At 72.7% G+C, this 15,471-nt stretch carries 14 protein-coding genes; 8 read left to right on the top strand and 6 right to left on the bottom strand.

Annotated features, from left to right (window positions below; translation table 11 throughout):
* The 3 genes from EAO71_RS08005 to EAO71_RS07995 form a co-directional block, all read left to right on the top strand.
* Positions 1–360: guanyl-specific ribonuclease (locus EAO71_RS08005; protein ID WP_147979170.1), on the top strand; the 360-nt coding region annotated here is incomplete at its 5' end.
* Positions 347–679 (top strand): barstar family protein, encoded by a 333-nt coding sequence (locus EAO71_RS08000; protein ID WP_147977078.1) that lies wholly within the window; start codon positions 347–349, stop codon positions 677–679. The genes EAO71_RS08005 and EAO71_RS08000, both read left to right, overlap by 14 nt.
* Before the next feature lie 105 nt (positions 680–784).
* Positions 785–2,227, top strand: coding sequence for a GuaB1 family IMP dehydrogenase-related protein (locus EAO71_RS07995; RefSeq protein ID WP_187282602.1), 1,443 nt, complete (start codon positions 785–787; stop codon positions 2,225–2,227).
* A gap of 256 nt (positions 2,228–2,483) precedes the next feature.
* Here EAO71_RS07995 and EAO71_RS07990 read toward each other — a convergent pair whose 3' ends face one another.
* The gene (locus EAO71_RS07990; RefSeq protein ID WP_147977076.1) at positions 2,484–3,512 is read right to left on the bottom strand and encodes a GDSL-type esterase/lipase family protein; all 1,029 of its coding nucleotides are present in this window, start codon (positions 3,510–3,512) and stop codon (positions 2,484–2,486) included.
* 642 nt (positions 3,513–4,154) lie between these two features.
* On the opposite strand from EAO71_RS07990, the gene EAO71_RS07980 reads away from it, so the two are divergent.
* On the top strand, positions 4,155–5,618 hold the full coding sequence (locus EAO71_RS07980) for an amino acid permease (RefSeq protein WP_147977075.1): 1,464 nt from the start codon (positions 4,155–4,157) through the stop codon (positions 5,616–5,618).
* A gap of 10 nt (positions 5,619–5,628) precedes the next feature.
* Positions 5,629–6,084 (top strand): Lrp/AsnC family transcriptional regulator, encoded by a 456-nt coding sequence (locus EAO71_RS07975; RefSeq protein WP_015032260.1) that lies wholly within the window; start codon positions 5,629–5,631, stop codon positions 6,082–6,084.
* 106 nt (positions 6,085–6,190) lie between these two features.
* On the opposite strand, the gene EAO71_RS07970 is transcribed toward EAO71_RS07975, so the two are convergent.
* Positions 6,191–6,733: a Repetin gene (locus EAO71_RS07970; protein WP_147977074.1), complete on the bottom strand. Its 543-nt coding sequence runs from the start codon at positions 6,731–6,733 to the stop codon at positions 6,191–6,193.
* Positions 6,734–7,017: 284 nt separating this feature from the next.
* On the opposite strand from EAO71_RS07970, the gene EAO71_RS07965 reads away from it, so the two are divergent.
* Both EAO71_RS07965 and EAO71_RS07960 read left to right on the top strand, forming a co-directional pair.
* Positions 7,018–7,827, top strand: a complete 810-nt coding sequence (locus EAO71_RS07965; RefSeq protein ID WP_147977073.1) for a carbon-nitrogen hydrolase family protein — start codon at positions 7,018–7,020, stop codon at positions 7,825–7,827.
* Between the two features lie 58 nt (positions 7,828–7,885).
* Positions 7,886–9,595 carry a flavin monoamine oxidase family protein gene (locus EAO71_RS07960; RefSeq protein ID WP_147977072.1) on the top strand — a complete coding sequence of 570 codons (1,710 nt, stop codon included), beginning with the start codon at positions 7,886–7,888 and terminating at the stop codon, positions 9,593–9,595.
* A 55-nt stretch (positions 9,596–9,650) separates the two neighbouring features.
* Here EAO71_RS07960 and EAO71_RS07955 read toward each other — a convergent pair whose 3' ends face one another.
* From EAO71_RS07955 to EAO71_RS07945, 3 genes are all read right to left on the bottom strand, one after another.
* Positions 9,651–10,364, bottom strand: a complete 714-nt coding sequence (locus tag EAO71_RS07955) for a DUF5995 family protein (RefSeq protein WP_147977071.1) — start codon at positions 10,362–10,364, stop codon at positions 9,651–9,653.
* Positions 10,365–10,505: 141 nt separating this feature from the next.
* Positions 10,506–11,900, bottom strand: a complete 1,395-nt coding sequence (locus EAO71_RS07950; RefSeq protein ID WP_147977070.1) for a uracil-xanthine permease family protein — start codon at positions 11,898–11,900, stop codon at positions 10,506–10,508.
* 137 nt (positions 11,901–12,037) lie between these two features.
* A complete protein-coding gene (locus tag EAO71_RS07945) occupies positions 12,038–13,306 on the bottom strand; it encodes an MFS transporter (protein WP_147977069.1) in 1,269 nt (422 codons plus the stop codon).
* 101 nt (positions 13,307–13,407) lie between these two features.
* Here EAO71_RS07945 and EAO71_RS07940 point away from each other — a divergent pair, with 101 nt between their 5' ends.
* Positions 13,408–14,598 carry an ROK family transcriptional regulator gene (locus EAO71_RS07940; RefSeq protein WP_147977068.1) on the top strand — a complete coding sequence of 397 codons (1,191 nt, stop codon included), beginning with the start codon at positions 13,408–13,410 and terminating at the stop codon, positions 14,596–14,598.
* Here the strand turns inward: EAO71_RS07940 and EAO71_RS07935 are convergent.
* Positions 14,595–15,368, bottom strand: a complete 774-nt coding sequence (locus EAO71_RS07935) for an SDR family oxidoreductase (protein ID WP_147977067.1) — start codon at positions 15,366–15,368, stop codon at positions 14,595–14,597. The genes EAO71_RS07940 and EAO71_RS07935 overlap by 4 nt on opposite strands.
* Positions 15,369–15,471: the final 103 nt, after the last annotated feature.

Genomic DNA, 15,471 nt, shown 5'->3' with positions numbered 1-15,471 from the left:
CCCCCACCGCGGGTCACCCCCACCCGGCCGGCCCCGGCGCGGTCCGCGACCGCGCCCGGACGCGTCTCCGGGCTCCCTGCCGTCCCGGTCGGCGAACTGCCCGCCGAGGCCCGGGCGACCCTGCGCCTGATCGAGCGGGGCGGGCCCTTCCCGTACGGCAAGGACGGCGCGACCTTCGCCAACTTCGAGCGGATCCTGCCGCGGCGCGAGCGTGGCTACTACCGCGAGTACACCGTCCGCACCCCCGGTGAACGCGACCGCGGCGCCCGCCGCCTCGTCACCGGCCGGGGCGGCGAGACCTACTACACGGACGACCACTACGAGACCTTCCGGGAGGTCGTGCCCGATGACACCCGATGACGTGCTGCGCGACGCCGTCGTCCTCGACCTCCACGGCGTCCTGGACAAGGACGCCTTCATGGACCGCTGCGCCGCCGCACTCGGCCTCCCCGCCTGGTTCGGACGGAACTGGGACGCCCTGGCCGACTGCCTGGGCGATCTCCCCGGCCCGGTCTCCGTCGTCGTGACCCGGTGGCAGGACTACGCCGAGGCCCGCCCGCGGGACTGGTCGATCGCCGAGGAGGTCTTCGCGGCGGCGGTCGACGCGAGCCCGTCCGGCCTCATGGTCCTGCTCGCCCTTGGAGGATCCTCCGAGAGTGATGCCGGAAGCCTCGGATGAATCGCCCTGGACTGGTATGCCTACCACCGTGGGACAATGAACTACGTGCTTTTTCCCCTGGCTGAAATGCCTAGGGGCCACTCCGAACGACTGGATGTTCAGCACGTGCGTTTCCTCAATGACGTCAAGCCGCCGTACGACCTGACGTACGACGATGTGTTCATGGTGCCGAGCCGCTCGGCCGTGGGTTCCCGCCAGGCCGTGGACCTCGCCTCGCCCGACGGCACCGGCACGACGATCCCGCTGGTCGTGGCCAACATGACCGCGATCGCCGGCCGCCGGATGGCCGAGACCGTCGCCCGCCGCGGCGGCATCGTCGTCATCCCCCAGGACATCCCGATCGAGGTCGTCACCGACGTCGTGTCGTGGGTGAAGAGCCGCCACCACGTCCTGGACACCGCCATCGAGCTCGCCGAGCACCAGACCGTGGCCGACGCGCTCTCCCTGCTGCCCAAGCGCGCGCACGACGCCGGTGTCGTCGTCGACGAGGACCGCCGCCCGATCGGTGTCGTCACCGACGCCGACCTGTCCGGAGTGGACCGCTTCACCCAGCTGTCCGAGGTCATGTCCAAGGACCTGCTGCTCCTCGACGCGGACATCGACCCGCGCGAGGCCTTCAACATCCTGGACCAGGCCAACCGCCGCTACGCGCCGGCCGTGGACGGGGACGGCCGCCTGGTCGGCATCCTCACCCGCAAGGGCGCGCTCCGCGCGACCCTCTACACCCCGGCCACCGACGCCAAGGGACAGCTGCGCATCGCCGCCGCCGTCGGCATCAACGGCGACGTTGCGGGCAAGGCCAAGCAGCTCCTCGACGCCGGTGTGGACACCCTCGTCGTCGACACCGCGCACGGCCACCAGGAGTCGATGATCGCCGCGATCAAGGCCGTGCGGGGTCTCGACCCGCACGTGCCGATCGTCGCGGGCAACATCGTCGCCGCCGAGGGCGTGCGCGACCTCATCGAGGCCGGCGCGGACATCATCAAGGTCGGTGTGGGCCCCGGCGCCATGTGCACCACCCGCATGATGACCGGTGTCGGCCGCCCCCAGTTCTCGGCGGTCCTCGAATGCGCCGCCGAGGCGAAGAAGTACGGCAAGCACGTCTGGGCCGACGGCGGTGTCCGGCACCCGCGCGACGTGGCCATGGCGCTCGCCGCCGGCGCGTCCAACGTGATGATCGGCTCCTGGTTCGCCGGCACGTATGAGTCCCCGGGCGACCTCCAGCAGGACGCCCACGGCCGCCTGTACAAGGAGTCCTTCGGCATGGCCTCGGCCCGCGCCGTGCGCAACCGCACGAGCGAGGAGTCGGCGTACGACCGCGCGCGCAAGGGACTCTTCGAGGAGGGCATCTCGACCTCCCGGATGTTCCTCGACCCGGCCCGCCCGGGCGTCGAGGACCTGATCGACTCGATCATCGCGGGCGTCCGCTCCTCCTGCACCTACGCCGGTGCGGCCTCCCTGGCCGAGTTCGAGGAGAAGGCCGTGGTCGGCATCCAGAGCGCCGCCGGCTACGCCGAGGGCAAGCCGCTGCACGCGAGCTGGAGCTGAACCGCTGAACCCACCGGCGGCGCGGACGGGCCCGGTGGCCCGTACGCGCCGCTCGTGACCGTACGCGCGGCCCCCGGCACGTCGCGGGCCGCGCGGGAGCGCACAGGGCCCCYGGGAGCTTCTCCCGGGGGCCCTCGCCGTTCCCGTCCGGGCCCGGCCACCCGGCGCAGCCGCCGACGGCCACCTCCGCGCACCCGGCGACGGCTCCGCGGGCGTCGGCCGGCCGGTCGCGCGGGCGACCCCCGCGCCGCCCCCGTCAGGCGCCTTCGCGTCGCGCCCGGGGCGGGCCGGACGCGCCCACGTAGCCGGCCTGCCGCAGCGCCCCGGCCACGGCCGACGCCAGGCGGGCGTGGCCGCGGTCGTTGGGGTGCAGGCCGTCCGCGAGGTCGTCCGGGGTGAGCAGCGGAAGGCCGGGCAGCAGCGTGAGGTGCTCGTCGCCGTCCGCGACCAGGTCCCGGGCCGCGTCCTCCATCGCGGCACGCAGCTCCCCGAGGGTGGCCCCGAGGGCGTTCCCGGTGGTCTCGGCCGCCGGGCGCAGGACGGGGGAGAGGAGGAGCAACGGGGTGTCCGGATGCCCCTGGCGCACCAGCGTGACGAAGGCCCGCGTCGTCTCGTAGAGCAGCGACGCCGAACACGGCACCGCGGCCCAGCAGTTGGTGCCGAAGGCCAGTGTCAGCAGGTCGCCGGGCAGGCTCGCGAGCTGCTCGGCGAGCGGCAGTTCGCCGCGCGCGCCGCCCGCGAATCCGAGGTTGACCGTGTCCAGCCCCAGTTCCCGGCCCGCCGTCGCCGGCCAGGAGTACGCCGGCCGGGTCGACCACCAGCCCTCGGTGATCGAATCACCGTGCACCAGCCACCGGGGGCGGCGGGGTCCCGGGGTGAGGGAGCCGCCGTCCGCCCGCAGGCCCAGGACGACGGGGGCCTGGCTCTCCGGCAGGTGGACGGTGAACGAGCCGCCGCCGGGGGGCAGTCGGAGGGTGACGGTCGACTCCTCCGCCGGATCGGTGAAGACCTCGGTGACGCACGCGCCGCCCTGCCACAGGGCGAAGCAGTGGCGCAGCTCGCGCAACGCGTCCCCGCGGCCGGGGACGGCCGCGCGGTAGCGCAGCTCGACCGCCCGGGTGGCGGGCGAAGCCTCGAACTCGACGCGTACGCCGATGGGCAGGGCGGCGCGCTCCGCGGTGTCCCACGGCAGCCGGGCAAGGTCCGCGGGATCGGCGCGCACGGCGCGTCCGTGGTCGAGCCAGGCGGTGCCGCGCAGGAAGGGTTCCGGGTCGAGCCAGCCCACCGAGGCCTCCGTTCGGGAAGACGTCGAGGGGTCGCCGCGCCGCCCTGCCACAGGGCGAAGCAGTGGCGCAGCTCGCGCAACGCGTCCCCGCGGCCGGGGACGGCCGCGCGGTAGCGCAGCTCGACCGCCCGGGTGGCGGGCGAAGCCTCGAACTCGACGCGTACGCCGATGGGCAGGGCGGCGCGCTCCGCGGTGTCCCACGGCAGCCGGGCAAGGTCCGCGGGATCGGCGCGCACGGCGCGTCCGTGGTCGAGCCAGGCGGTGCCGCGCAGGAAGGGTTCCGGGTCGAGCCAGCCCACCGAGGCCTCCGTTCGGGAAGACGTCGAGGGGTCGCACAGTGCGTGATGGGGCATGAGGAGTCAATGCACAGGGACCGGGGGGTTCACACCCCCAATGTGTCGATTCATGCGGTGGGGCGCAATGTTTCCCCGTCTGTTCCGCCAGCGCGCAATGATCATCTACTCATGCGCAACAACCCTGCATTACGGATGCGAAGCGCTGGGCTCTAGCATCGTGCTTCGTACCAGGAGTGGCGGCGACCGCCTGCTCGGCGGTCTCCACCCCTCGCGGGCTGCTCCGGCATGCCCGCGCTCCGCCGCGGTCGTCGCGCCCCCGACAGGCAGCGATCAAGGAGTCCCCGCAGTGCTGGATCAAGGCGCAGCCCCGCCGGCCACCGAGCCGACCGTCCCCAAGGCGACCGTGCTCTCCGCCCTCACCCGGCGCAAGCCGGTGGAAACCCTGGTCGAAGAGGGTGGTCAGGGTGAGGGCGGCAGCCTTCGCCGGTCCCTCTCGATGTGGCAGCTGACCATGATCAGCATCGGCGCGACCCTCGGCACCGGCATCTTCGTGGTGCTCGGCGAGGCCGTGCCGGAGGCCGGCCCCGCCGTCACGCTGGCCTTCGTCTTCGCCGGACTCACGGCGCTGTTCTCGGCGCTGTCGTATGCGGAGCTGGCCGGCACCATCCCGGTCGCGGGCTCGTCGTACTCGTATGCGTACGCAACGATGGGTGAGCTCGTCGCCTGGGTGTGCGGCTGGTGCCTGCTCCTGGAGTACGGCGTGTCCATCGCGGCCGTGGCCGTCGGCTGGGGCGACTACCTGAACGAGCTCCTCGACGGCACCCTCGGCGTCACGCTGCCCACCGCGCTCAGCGCACCCCCCGGCGACGGCGGGATATTCAACCTCCCGGCGCTGATCGTCGTCCTGCTGGCGATGGTGTTCCTGCTCGGCGGCGCCAAGGAGTCGGCCCGCGCCAACACGATCATGGTCGCGGTGAAGATCGGGGCCCTGGTCCTCTTCTGCGCCATCGGCTTCATGGGCTTCAAGTCCGGCAACTACAGCGACTTCATGCCGCTCGGCCCCGGCAGCGTCGGCGCCGCCGGTGCGATCCTCTTCTTCTCCTACATCGGCTTCGACGCCGCCTCCACGGCCGGCGAGGAGGCCAAGAACCCCAAGCGCGACCTGCCCCGGGCGATCATGCTCTCGCTGGTCATCGTGACGGCGCTGTACGTCCTCGTCTCCGCCGTCGCGGTGGGCGCCTGGGACTGGAAGAAGTTCGCCGGCTCCGAGGCCACCCTCGCCGCGATCATGAACGACGTGACCGGCCAGAGCTTCTGGGGCACCCTCCTCGCCGCCGGCGCCGTCATCTCCATCGCGAGTGTCGTGCTCACCGTGCTCTACGGCCAGACCCGCATCCTCTTCGCGATGTCCCGCGACGGCCTCGTCCCGAAGGTCTTCGGCAAGGTCCACGTCAAGACCGGTACGCCCCGCGTCAACACCGTGATCGTCTCGGTCTTCTGCGGCCTGCTCGCCGCGGTCGTCCCGCTGGGTGAACTGGTCAACGCGACCAGCATCGGCACGCTCTTCGCCTTCGCCCTGGTCAACGTCGCCGTGGTGGTGCTCCGCTACACCCGCCGTGACATGGAGCGTTCCTTCAAGGTCCCGTTCGGGCCGCTCTTCCCGGCGCTGGGCTTCCTCTTCTGCGGCTACAGCATGTACACCCTCGACCTGGTCACCTGGAAGGTCTTCGGTGGCTGGATGGCCGTGGGCCTCGTGTTCTACTTCCTGTACGGCATGCGCCGCTCCCGACTGGCCTCCGCAGAGAAGTGATCCACCCGTAGTGCGACTCAACGACCTCGACGAACGCATCGTCCACGCCCTGGCGGAGGACGCCCGTCGCTCGTACGCCGACATCGGCTCGCTCGTCGGGCTCTCCGCGCCCGCCGTGAAGCGGCGCGTGGACCGGCTCCGGGCCGAGGGCGCGATCACCGGCTTCACCGTCCGGGTGGACCCGGCGGCGCTCGGCTGGGAGACCGAGGGGTTCGTCGAGATCTACTGCCGCCACAACACCTCGCCGGACGACATCCGGCGAGGTCTGGAGCGGTATCCCGAGGTGGTGTCCGCGTCGACCGTCACCGGTGACGCGGACGCCGTCGTGCAGGTCTTCGCCTCGGACATGCGCCACTTCGAGCGGGTGCTCGAACGCATCGCGGGCGAGCCGTTCGTGGAGCGCACCAAGTCGGTGCTGGTGCTCTCGCCGCTCCTGAGGCGCTTCTCCTCCGGCTCGCCCGCCTAGAGCCTGCCCGGGCGGACCGTCCGGACGCCGGAGGGGTGCGGGCCGTGGTTCCCGCACCGCCCCGGTCGACCGGCCGGCCCGCCGGCTCCTCCGGACCGGCTCGCGCCTACTCCGTCGGGTACTCGAGCCGCCAGGGCAGTACGTGGAAGTCGCCGGTCCCCGACCGGACCTTCTCGAACGGGGCCGTGCTCATGCAGGGAGGCAGTTCCTTGTACTCCTCCTTGGTGATCCAGTTGTAGCCGAGCCGGTCGTGCCGGCCGTCGTCGTGGACGGAGACGCCGACCCGCTTGTTCCGGAAGCCGTCCACGTCCGTCTCGGTGACGACGCCCGTGACGACCGCCACCTTGCCGCCCGTGACCAGGCAGTCCACCTCGGCCACCGCGTAGCCGCCCTTGCCGCCCTTGTAGTGGCTGAACCGGATCGTCCCGGTGGCGGCCTCCGGATCCTTGTTGTCCTTCGCCGCCAGATGCGCGTCGAAGGAGAAGGTGATGTCGTCGCCGGCCGGGCGGTAGAGCTTCGCGGTCCCGGTCAGCGCGGAGGCCTCCCGGCTGCCGCCCCTCCCGTCGCCCGACGCGACGGCCGAGTTCGCGGCCCCGGCGGTGATCAGCAGTGCGGCGGCGACGGCGGCGATCTTCGTACGGCGGTTCATGTCGTTCCTTTCGGCAGGTCAACCGGACAGCCACCACTCTTCCGCCCGGACCGCCCCGGGGCGTCGGGCCGCGGAACGGTCCCGCCTCCGCCGCGCGGCGGGGAGGGCCTACGACCCCGGGCGGAGCCCCGGCGCCCAGGGCGCGCAACGAATCACCGCCGCACCGGGTGATCGCGCAACGCATCGACGGTCGGTCCGCAACGGTCGCGCCTTGTCCCGGGAGAGTCCGGAACCGTACCGTTTTTGACGTCTTCCCCTTCGCTCCGGACCCCCGAGGATCGCCCATGCCCGCGCTGCGCACCGCCCTGCTCCAGAGCTCCGGTGAGCTCGGTGACGTGGCCGCGAACCTGAAGCTCCTCGACGAGGCCGCCGCCCGCGCGGCCGCCGCCGGGGCCGGGCTCCTCCTCGCTCCCGAGCTGTTCCTCACCGGGTACGCCATCGGCGCCGACCTGGCCCGTCTGGCCGAGCCGGCGGACGGCCCGTCCGCCCGTGCCGTCGCCGCCATCGCCGTCCGCCACGGCCTGGCCGTCGGCTACGGCTACCCGGAGCGGGACACCGAGCGGCACGGAGTCCTGTACAACGCCGCCCAGGTCCTCGGTGCCGACGGCGAGGTACTCCTGCACTACCGGAAGACCCACCTCTACGGCGCCTTCGAGCGGCAGTGGTTCACCCCCGGAGACGACAGCGTCGTCCAGGCGGAGCTCGGCGGCCTCACGGTGGGCCTGATGATCTGCTACGACGTCGAGTTCCCGGAGAACGTGCGGGCGCAGGCGCTGGCCGGTACGGACCTCCTCCTCGTGCCGACCGCGCTCATGCACCCCGCCGAGGTCGTCGCCGAATCGGTCGTCCCCGTCCGCGCCTTCGAGAACCAGATGTACGTGGCGTACGCCAACCGGGCCGGCACGGAGGGCGAGTTCGAGTTCGTCGGACTCTCCACACTCGCCGGCCCCGACGGCACCGCCCGGGCGCGCGCCGGCCGCGGCGACGACCTGGTGCTCGGCGACGTCGACCCCGCACTCCTGGCCGCCTCGCGGACGGACAACCCGTACCTGAGCGACCGCCGTCCCGGCCTCTACGGCTCCCTCGCCGTCTGACCTCGGCCCGCCCGCCCGTCTCCCTCCCCAGTCTTTCCCCGCAAGGAGTCCGTACCCCATGACGTCCACGGTGCCCACCGCCGTCCAGCACACCGACGCGCAGCCGCCGATCACCATGTTCGGTCCGGACTTCCCGTACGCCTACGACGACTTCCTGGCCCACCCGGCCGGTCTCGGCCAGATACCCGCGACCGAGCACGGCACCGAGGTGGCGATCATCGGCGGTGGGCTCTCCGGCATCATCGCCGCGTACGAGCTGATGAAGATGGGCCTCAAGCCCGTCGTCTACGAGGCCGACCAGATCGGCGGCCGGCTGCGGACCGTCGGCTTCGAGGGCACCGGCACCGACGGGCTGACCGCCGAGATGGGCGCGATGCGCTTCCCGCCCTCCTCCACCGCGCTCCAGCACTACATCGACCTGGTCGACCTGAAGACCTCGCCGTTCCCGAACCCGCTCGCCGAGTCCACCCCGTCGACCGTGGTCGACCTCAAGGGCGAGTCGCACTACGCGGAGACGGTCGACGACCTGCCCCAGGTCTACCGCGACGTCGCCGCCGCCTGGAACGCCTGCCTGGAGGAGGGCGCCGACTTCTCCGACATGAACCAGGCCATGCGCGAGCGTGACGTCCCGCGCATCCGCGAGATCTGGTCGAAGCTCGTCGAGAAGCTCGACAACCAGACCTTCTACGGCTTCCTGTGCGACTCGGAGTCCTTCAAGTCCTTCCGGCACCGTGAGATCTTCGGCCAGGTCGGCTTCGGCACCGGCGGCTGGGACACCGACTTCCCGAACTCCATCCTGGAGATCCTCCGCGTCGTCTACACCGAGGCCGACGACCACCACCGCGGCATCGTGGGCGGCTCCCAGCAGCTGCCGCTGCGCCTGTGGGAGCGCGAGCCGGAGAAGATCGTCCACTGGGCGCCCGGCACCTCGCTGCGGTCCCTGCACGAGGGCGACCCGAAGCCGGCCGTGACGCGGCTGAACCGCACCGCCGGCAACCGGATCACGGTCACCGACGCCTCCGGCGACATCCGGACGTTCCGGGCGGCGATCTTCACGGCGCAGTCCTGGCTGCTGCTGTCCAAGATCGCCTGCGACGACTCGCTCTTCCCGATCGACCACTGGACCGCGATGGAGCGGACCCACTACATGGAGAGCTCGAAGCTCTTCGTGCCGGTCGACCGGCCGTTCTGGCTGGACAAGGCCGTCGACGACGAGGGGAACCCGACGGGCCGCGACGTCATGTCGATGACCCTGACCGACCGGATGACCCGCGGCACGTACCTCCTGGACGACGGTCCGGACAAGCCGGCCGTGATCTGCCTGTCGTACACCTGGTGCGACGACAGCCTGAAGTGGCTGCCGCTGTCCGCGAACGAGCGGATGGAGGTCATGCTGAAGTCGCTCGGCGAGATCTACCCGAAGGTCGACATCCGCAAGCACATCATCGGCAACCCGGTGACCGTGTCCTGGGAGAACGAGCCCTGGTTCATGGGTGCGTTCAAGGCCAACCTGCCCGGTCACTACCGCTACCAGCGGCGCCTGTTCACCCACTTCATGCAGGACCGGCTGCCCGAGGACAAGCGGGGCATCTTCCTGGCAGGCGACGACATCTCGTGGACGGCCGGCTGGGCCGAGGGCGCCGTGCAGACCGCGCTGAACGCCGTGTGGGGCGTCATGCACCACTTCGGCGGCGAGACGGACGCCACGAACCCGGGTCCGGGCGACGTGTACGACGAGATCGCCCCGGTGGAACTTCCGGAGGACTGACCCCGTTGGGGCAGTGGGGCGGACAGTACCGGTGCGCGAGCGGCCGCGAGAGCGGTCAGCCGCACCGTGCGAGCGGCGTCAGCAGCATCCGCCCCACCAGACCCACCGACCGGTCGAGGCGTTCCCGGAACTCCTCGGCCAGGTCGGGCAGTCCGCGCAGCTGCCACAGCGAGCGGGCGGCGAGCCAGGCCCCGTCCCGGGCCCGGTCCAGGCTCCAGCAGCCGAGCAGGTGCGTCAGCGGGTCCGCGACCTCCAGCAGGTCGGGGCCCGGCATCAGCTCCTCGCGGATGCGCTCCTCCAGCAGGACGAGGATGTCGCCGACGCGGTCGAACTCGTCCTCCAGCTCCGCGGGCGCGCAGTCGAGCGTCCGGCAGCTGTCCACCACGGCCAGCGCCAGGTCGTGCCCGATGTGCGCGTTGATCCCGGCCAGGGCGAACTGCAGGGGGCGGACGCCGGGGTGCCGCCGGTACTGGAAGAGCGGCCGCCAGCAGGCCGGGGCCGGGCAGCCGGTGGCGACCGCGTCGACCACCTCCAGGTACCGCTCCGCGAAACGGACGTCGAGGGTGGCGGCGGCCCGCCGGTCGGCGAAGGTGCCCGCCTCGATGGCGTGGCCGATCTCCTCCGTCACCGTCAGATAGACCCGGTTGAAGACCGCGACCCCGTCGGCGGGGTGCCAGGTCGAACGGAAGCTCCGCATCCGGTCCACCACGGGATCGACCGCCGTGAACTGCCCGATGTACCCCGTGCCGGTCTGCTGGGTCTGCGCCATGAGGGCAGCGTTCCAGCAGCCGGGCCCGCGGGGGAACAATCCGGGCCGGGCTTGACCGGAACGGGCGAACGGGACGGGCGAACGGAGGCCGGGCCCCGTCCGCGCCGGGTCCGGCGTGGACGGGGCCCGGCCATTGACCCCCTACGGCCTGCCCGCGTCCTCGCCGCCGCCCTCGTACGAGCTGGTGCCGGCGTCCAGCAGCGGTTCCTGCTGCTTGAGGTGCGCCGGGGCGAAGGCCCGCAGGACGTGGTAGCCCGTGATCACCACGATCGTGCCGAGCGCGATGCCGCCGAGCTCGAAGGTGTCGGTGAAGGTCAGCTTCACGCCGCCGACGCCGATGATGATGCCCGCCGCGGCCGGTACGAGGTTCAGCGGGTTGCGCAGGTCCACCCCCGCGTTGGTCCAGATCTGGGCGCCGAGCAGGCCGATCATGCCGTAGAGGATCACGGTGATGCCGCCGAGGACACCGCCGGGGATCGCGGCCACGACCGCTCCGAACTTCGGGCAGATACCGAACAGCAGCGCGAAGCCGGCCGCGGCCCAGTAGGCGGCCGTGGAGTAGACCCGGGTGGCCGCCATGACGCCGATGTTCTCGGAGTACGTGGTGTTCGGCGGGCCGCCCACCGCGGTGGAGAGCATGGAGGCGGCGCCGTCCGCGGCGATGGCGGTGCCGAGCTTGCCGTCGAGCGGGTCGCCGGTCATCTCGCCGACCGCCTTGACGTGACCGGCGTTCTCCGCGATCAGCGCGATCACCACGGGCAGCGCGACCAGGATCGCCGACCACTCGAAGCTGGGCGCGTGGAACGACGGCAGGCCGATCCAGTCGGCCTGCGAGACACCGGAGAGGTCGAGCCGCCAGTGGTCGGTGACCTGGCCGCTCGCGGACATCGAGTGGATCTTGCCGAAGACCAGGTCGAAGATCCAGGAGACCGCGTAACCGAAGACCAGGCCGAGGAAGATGGCGATGCGGGACCAGAAGCCCCGCAGGCAGACGACGGCCAGACCGGTGAACAGCATCACCAGCAGGGCGGTCCACTGGTCCTGCGGCCAGTACGTCGAGGCGGTCACCGGCGCGAGGTTGAAGCCGATCAGCATGACGACGGCGCCGGTCACGATCGGCGGCATCGCCGCGTGGATGATCCGGGCGCCGAACTTCCGTACGGCCAGACCGGCCAGGAAGAGCGCCCCGCCGACCACGAACACCGCGCCCGTGACCGTCGCGCTCGTGCCGCCGGAGGCGCGGATGGCCGCGGCGACACCGACGAACGACAGCGAGCAGCCCAGGTAGCTGGGGACCGTGCCCCGGGTCGCGAGGAGGAAGATCACCGTGGCGACGCCGGACATCATGATCGCGAGGTTGGGGTCGAGCCCCATCAGGACCGGGGCGACGAAGGACGCCCCGAACATCGCGACCACGTGCTGGGCCCCGAGGCCGGCCGTACGGGGCCAGGAGAGGCGCTCGTCAGGCCGGACGACGGCGCCCGGAGCGGGTGTTCGCCCGTCGCCGTGCAGGGTCCAGCGCACGCCGAGGTTCATGGGGTGGCTCCAGTTCTCCGGTTCCGGTGGCCGTGTCGTGGCCGCAAATGATCAGCCACATGGTAGTGCGCCGCTGGTCAGCGGGGTTCCGGCGCACTGCGTCCCGGGAGCCGGGCGGCGTCGCCTCCGGACGGGACCTACGACGCCTGGCCCGAGCGGGTCGCCCGGCTCGCGCCGCCCTCCGTGACGGGGGTACCGACCGTGGCCGGGCCGCCGTCGGCCGGCACGTCGGCGCCGGACGCGGGGCGGGACGCCTGGCGCAGCACCCCGGCTCCGACCACCAGGCCGAAGGTCAGCAGGGTGACCAGGCCGAAGGAGGCCATCAGCGAGGTCGCGTCGGCGATGCCCCCGATCGCGGAGGGGGCGATCAGCCCCGAGGTGTACGTGATGGTGGCGACGCCCGCGATGGCCTGGCTCGGGTTGGGGCCGCTGCGCCCCGCCGCCGCGAAGGCGAGCGGGACGACGACCGCCACCCCGAGGCCGATGAGCCCGAAGCCGGCCATCGCGACGGCCGGGTGCGGGGCGAAGACCACGAGCAGTCCGCCGGCGGTCGCCGCCGCGCCGCCGACGCGCACGGTCCGTACGGCGCCGAAGCGGTCCACGACCCGGTCGCCGACCAGCCGGGCGACGGCCATGGTCAGCGCGAACGCGGTGGTGGAGGCGGCGGCGACGCCCGCCGAGGAACCCAGCTCGTCGCGCAGGTACACCGCCGACCAGTCGAGGCTGGCGCCCTCGGCGAAGACGCCGCAGAAGCCGATCGCCCCGATGATCAGGGCCGACTTCGGAGGCAGGGAGAAGCGCGGGGGCGGCTCCTCGTCCGGCGCGCTCTGCAGGTCGAGGACCCCCTGGCAGCAGACGAGGCCGAGGGCGGTCAGGACGATCGCCCCGACCAGGTGGTGGAGCCGGGCGTCCGCGCCGAGGTGCGCGGCCACCGTGCCGGCCGCGGAACCGAGCAGGGCGCCCACGCTCCACATGCCGTGCAGGCTCGACATGATCGACTTGCGCAGCCGGTTCTCGACCTCGACGCCCAGGGCGTTCATCGCCACGTCGGACATGCCCGCGGTCGCGCCGTAGACGAAGAGTGCGGCGCACAGGCCGTAGATGTTCGGGGCGAGGGACGGCAGGGTCAGGGACAGGGTCCACAGGGCGAGCAGGCCGCGCAGGGCGGTACGGGCACCGAAGCGGTGGCTGATCGCGCCGGCCAGCGGCATCGCGAGCGAGGCGCCGATCGCGGGGAACGCCAGGGCGAGTCCCAGTTGTCCCGCGCTCACGCCGGCGTGGTCCTGGATCCACGGGACCCGGGTGGCGAAGCTGCCGGTGACCGCGCCGTGGACGCAGAAGACGGCTGCGACGGCGAAGCGCGCGCGTCGCAGCCGCTCGGTACCGAACTCGGTCTCGCCCGCCATGTGCCCTCCCTCGTCGTGGTGCGCCGTAAACTATCAGGAACCCTGCCTGATAAATAGTTCGGCGACGGAACCGACGCGCGAAAGTCTGAGAGGATCCCGGCATGCCCGCATCCCCGAGCACCGCCCGGGCCATCAACGACCGGCTCGCCCTGCGACTGCTCCAGGACGAGGGGCCGCTGACGGCGACTCAGCTGAAGGACCTGACCGGACTGTCCCGGCCCACCGTCGCGGACCTCGTCGAGCGGCTGCGGGGATCCGGACTCGTCCGCGTCGTGGGGGAGTCCGGCGCCGCCCGGCGCGGCCCCAACGCCAAGCTGTACGGGATCGCCGCCGACCGCGCCCATCTCGCCGCCCTCGACGTGCGCACCCGTTCCGTCTCCGTCGTGGTGGCCGACCTGCTGGGCAACACGCTCGGCGAGGCGTCCCTGCCGGTCGGGGACGGCACGGCGACGGGCCCCGCCGTGGAACTGGCGGCCGCCCTCCTCGAACGCACGGCCAAGGAGGCCGGCATCGAGGCCCTGCACAGCGTCGGGATCGGCGCGCCCGGGCTCATCGACCCGGAGACCGGCCAGCTCAACGACTCCTCGGGGCTGCCGGCCTGGCACCGGCGCCTGGTGCCCGCCCTCCAGGAACGGCTGCCGGCGACCGTCCTGGTCGAGAACGAGACCAACCTGGCGGCCGTCGCCGAGCAGCGGGTGGGAGCCGTGCGCGACCGCGACACCTTCGTCCTGCTCTGGCTCGGTCAGGGCGTCGGCGCGGCCGTCGTCCTGGACGGACGGCTGCGGCGGGGAGCCTCCGGCGGCGCCGGCGAGATCGGCTTCCTGCCCGTGCCGGGCACCTCGGGACTGCCCTCGGCCGACGACTGCGCCGGCGGCTTCCACGAACTGGCCTGCGTGGCGGCGGTCGACGCGCTGGCCGTACGGCACGGCCTCGACCCCCGTACCGCCCTGGCCTCCGGCGACGGCCCCTTCCTCGACGAACTGGCGGACCGCCTCGCCGTCGGCGCCGCGGCCGTCGTCTCGGTGCTCGATCCGGGCTGCGTGGTCCTCGGCGGCGAGACCGGCCACGCCGGCGGCACCGCGCTCGCGGCCCGGGTGGAGGAGCGCCTGGCCCGGCTCTCGCCCCTGCGCACCGAGGTACGGCCCACCGCGCTGGGTGACACGGCGGTGCTGCGCGGCGCCCTCCTGGCGGCCCGCGACGCGGCCCAGGACGAACTCTTCGGCCCCTCGGCCCACGACCGCGCCGCCGGGCAGGGCCGCCTCGCGCCCCGGGGACGGCCGGAGGTTCCTTAGGACCTGTCCGCGCCGGTGCTCTCCGGTCCGCCGCCGAAGCGCCCGGCCAGGAACTCGTCGAACGTCACCCGGCCGACCGCCGACTCGGGGGCGAGGTGGCCGCCGTGCCGCAGCCCCCGGTACGCCTTGCCCGCCAGCGGCACCTCCACCGTCCGCCGGGTCCGGCCGCTCGCCTTCAGGTACGCGGCCGCCAGATCCGGGAGGCTCAGGATCTCCGGGCCGCCCATGTCGGCCACGCGTCCGAGCGGACCGCCGGCCGCGAGCTCCGCGAGGCGCGCCGCGGCCTCGGTGACCTCCAGCGGCTGGTCCCGTACGCCCTTGGGCAGCAGCATCACCGGCGGCTTGGCCAGGCCCTGGAGCAGCTGGAGGATCAGGTCGTGGAACTGGGTCGTGCGCAGGAGGGTCCAGCCGAGTCCGGACTGCTGGATCATCCGCTCCACGGCGTACTTCGCGCGGTAGTAGCGCAGCGGCACCCGGTCGACCCCGACGATCGAGATGTACACGAGGTGCGGTGCGCCGCCGGTCCGGTGCGCGGCCTGGATGAGCTGCCGTGCCGCCTCCTCGTCGCCCTTCACGATGTTCGTGCAGTGGACGACGGTGTCGACGCCGTCGAGCGCGCGGTCCACCAGGGGGCCGCCGCGCCGCAGGTCGACGGCGTACGGAGGGGAGTGGCGGCTCAGGACGCGCACCTCGTGCCCGTCCGCCCGCAGCCGCTCGCACACGGGGCGGCCCAGCGTGCCCGTCCCGCCGGTCACCAGGATCGTGGTCATGCCTCCAGCGTGAACGCGTTCGCCGCGGCCCGCACACGCGGGCCGCGGCGAACGCGGGGGAGGACCCGGCGGCGGCAAGGGCCGTGAGAACCGCCGCCGGGCG

It is taken from the genome of Streptomyces sp. MS191, assembly GCF_008042125.1.
Classification (GTDB): Bacteria; Actinomycetota; Actinomycetes; order Streptomycetales; family Streptomycetaceae; genus Streptomyces.
Note: the sequence above shows the minus strand (reverse complement) of the source record. Positions and strands in the feature narration are given on the sequence as shown.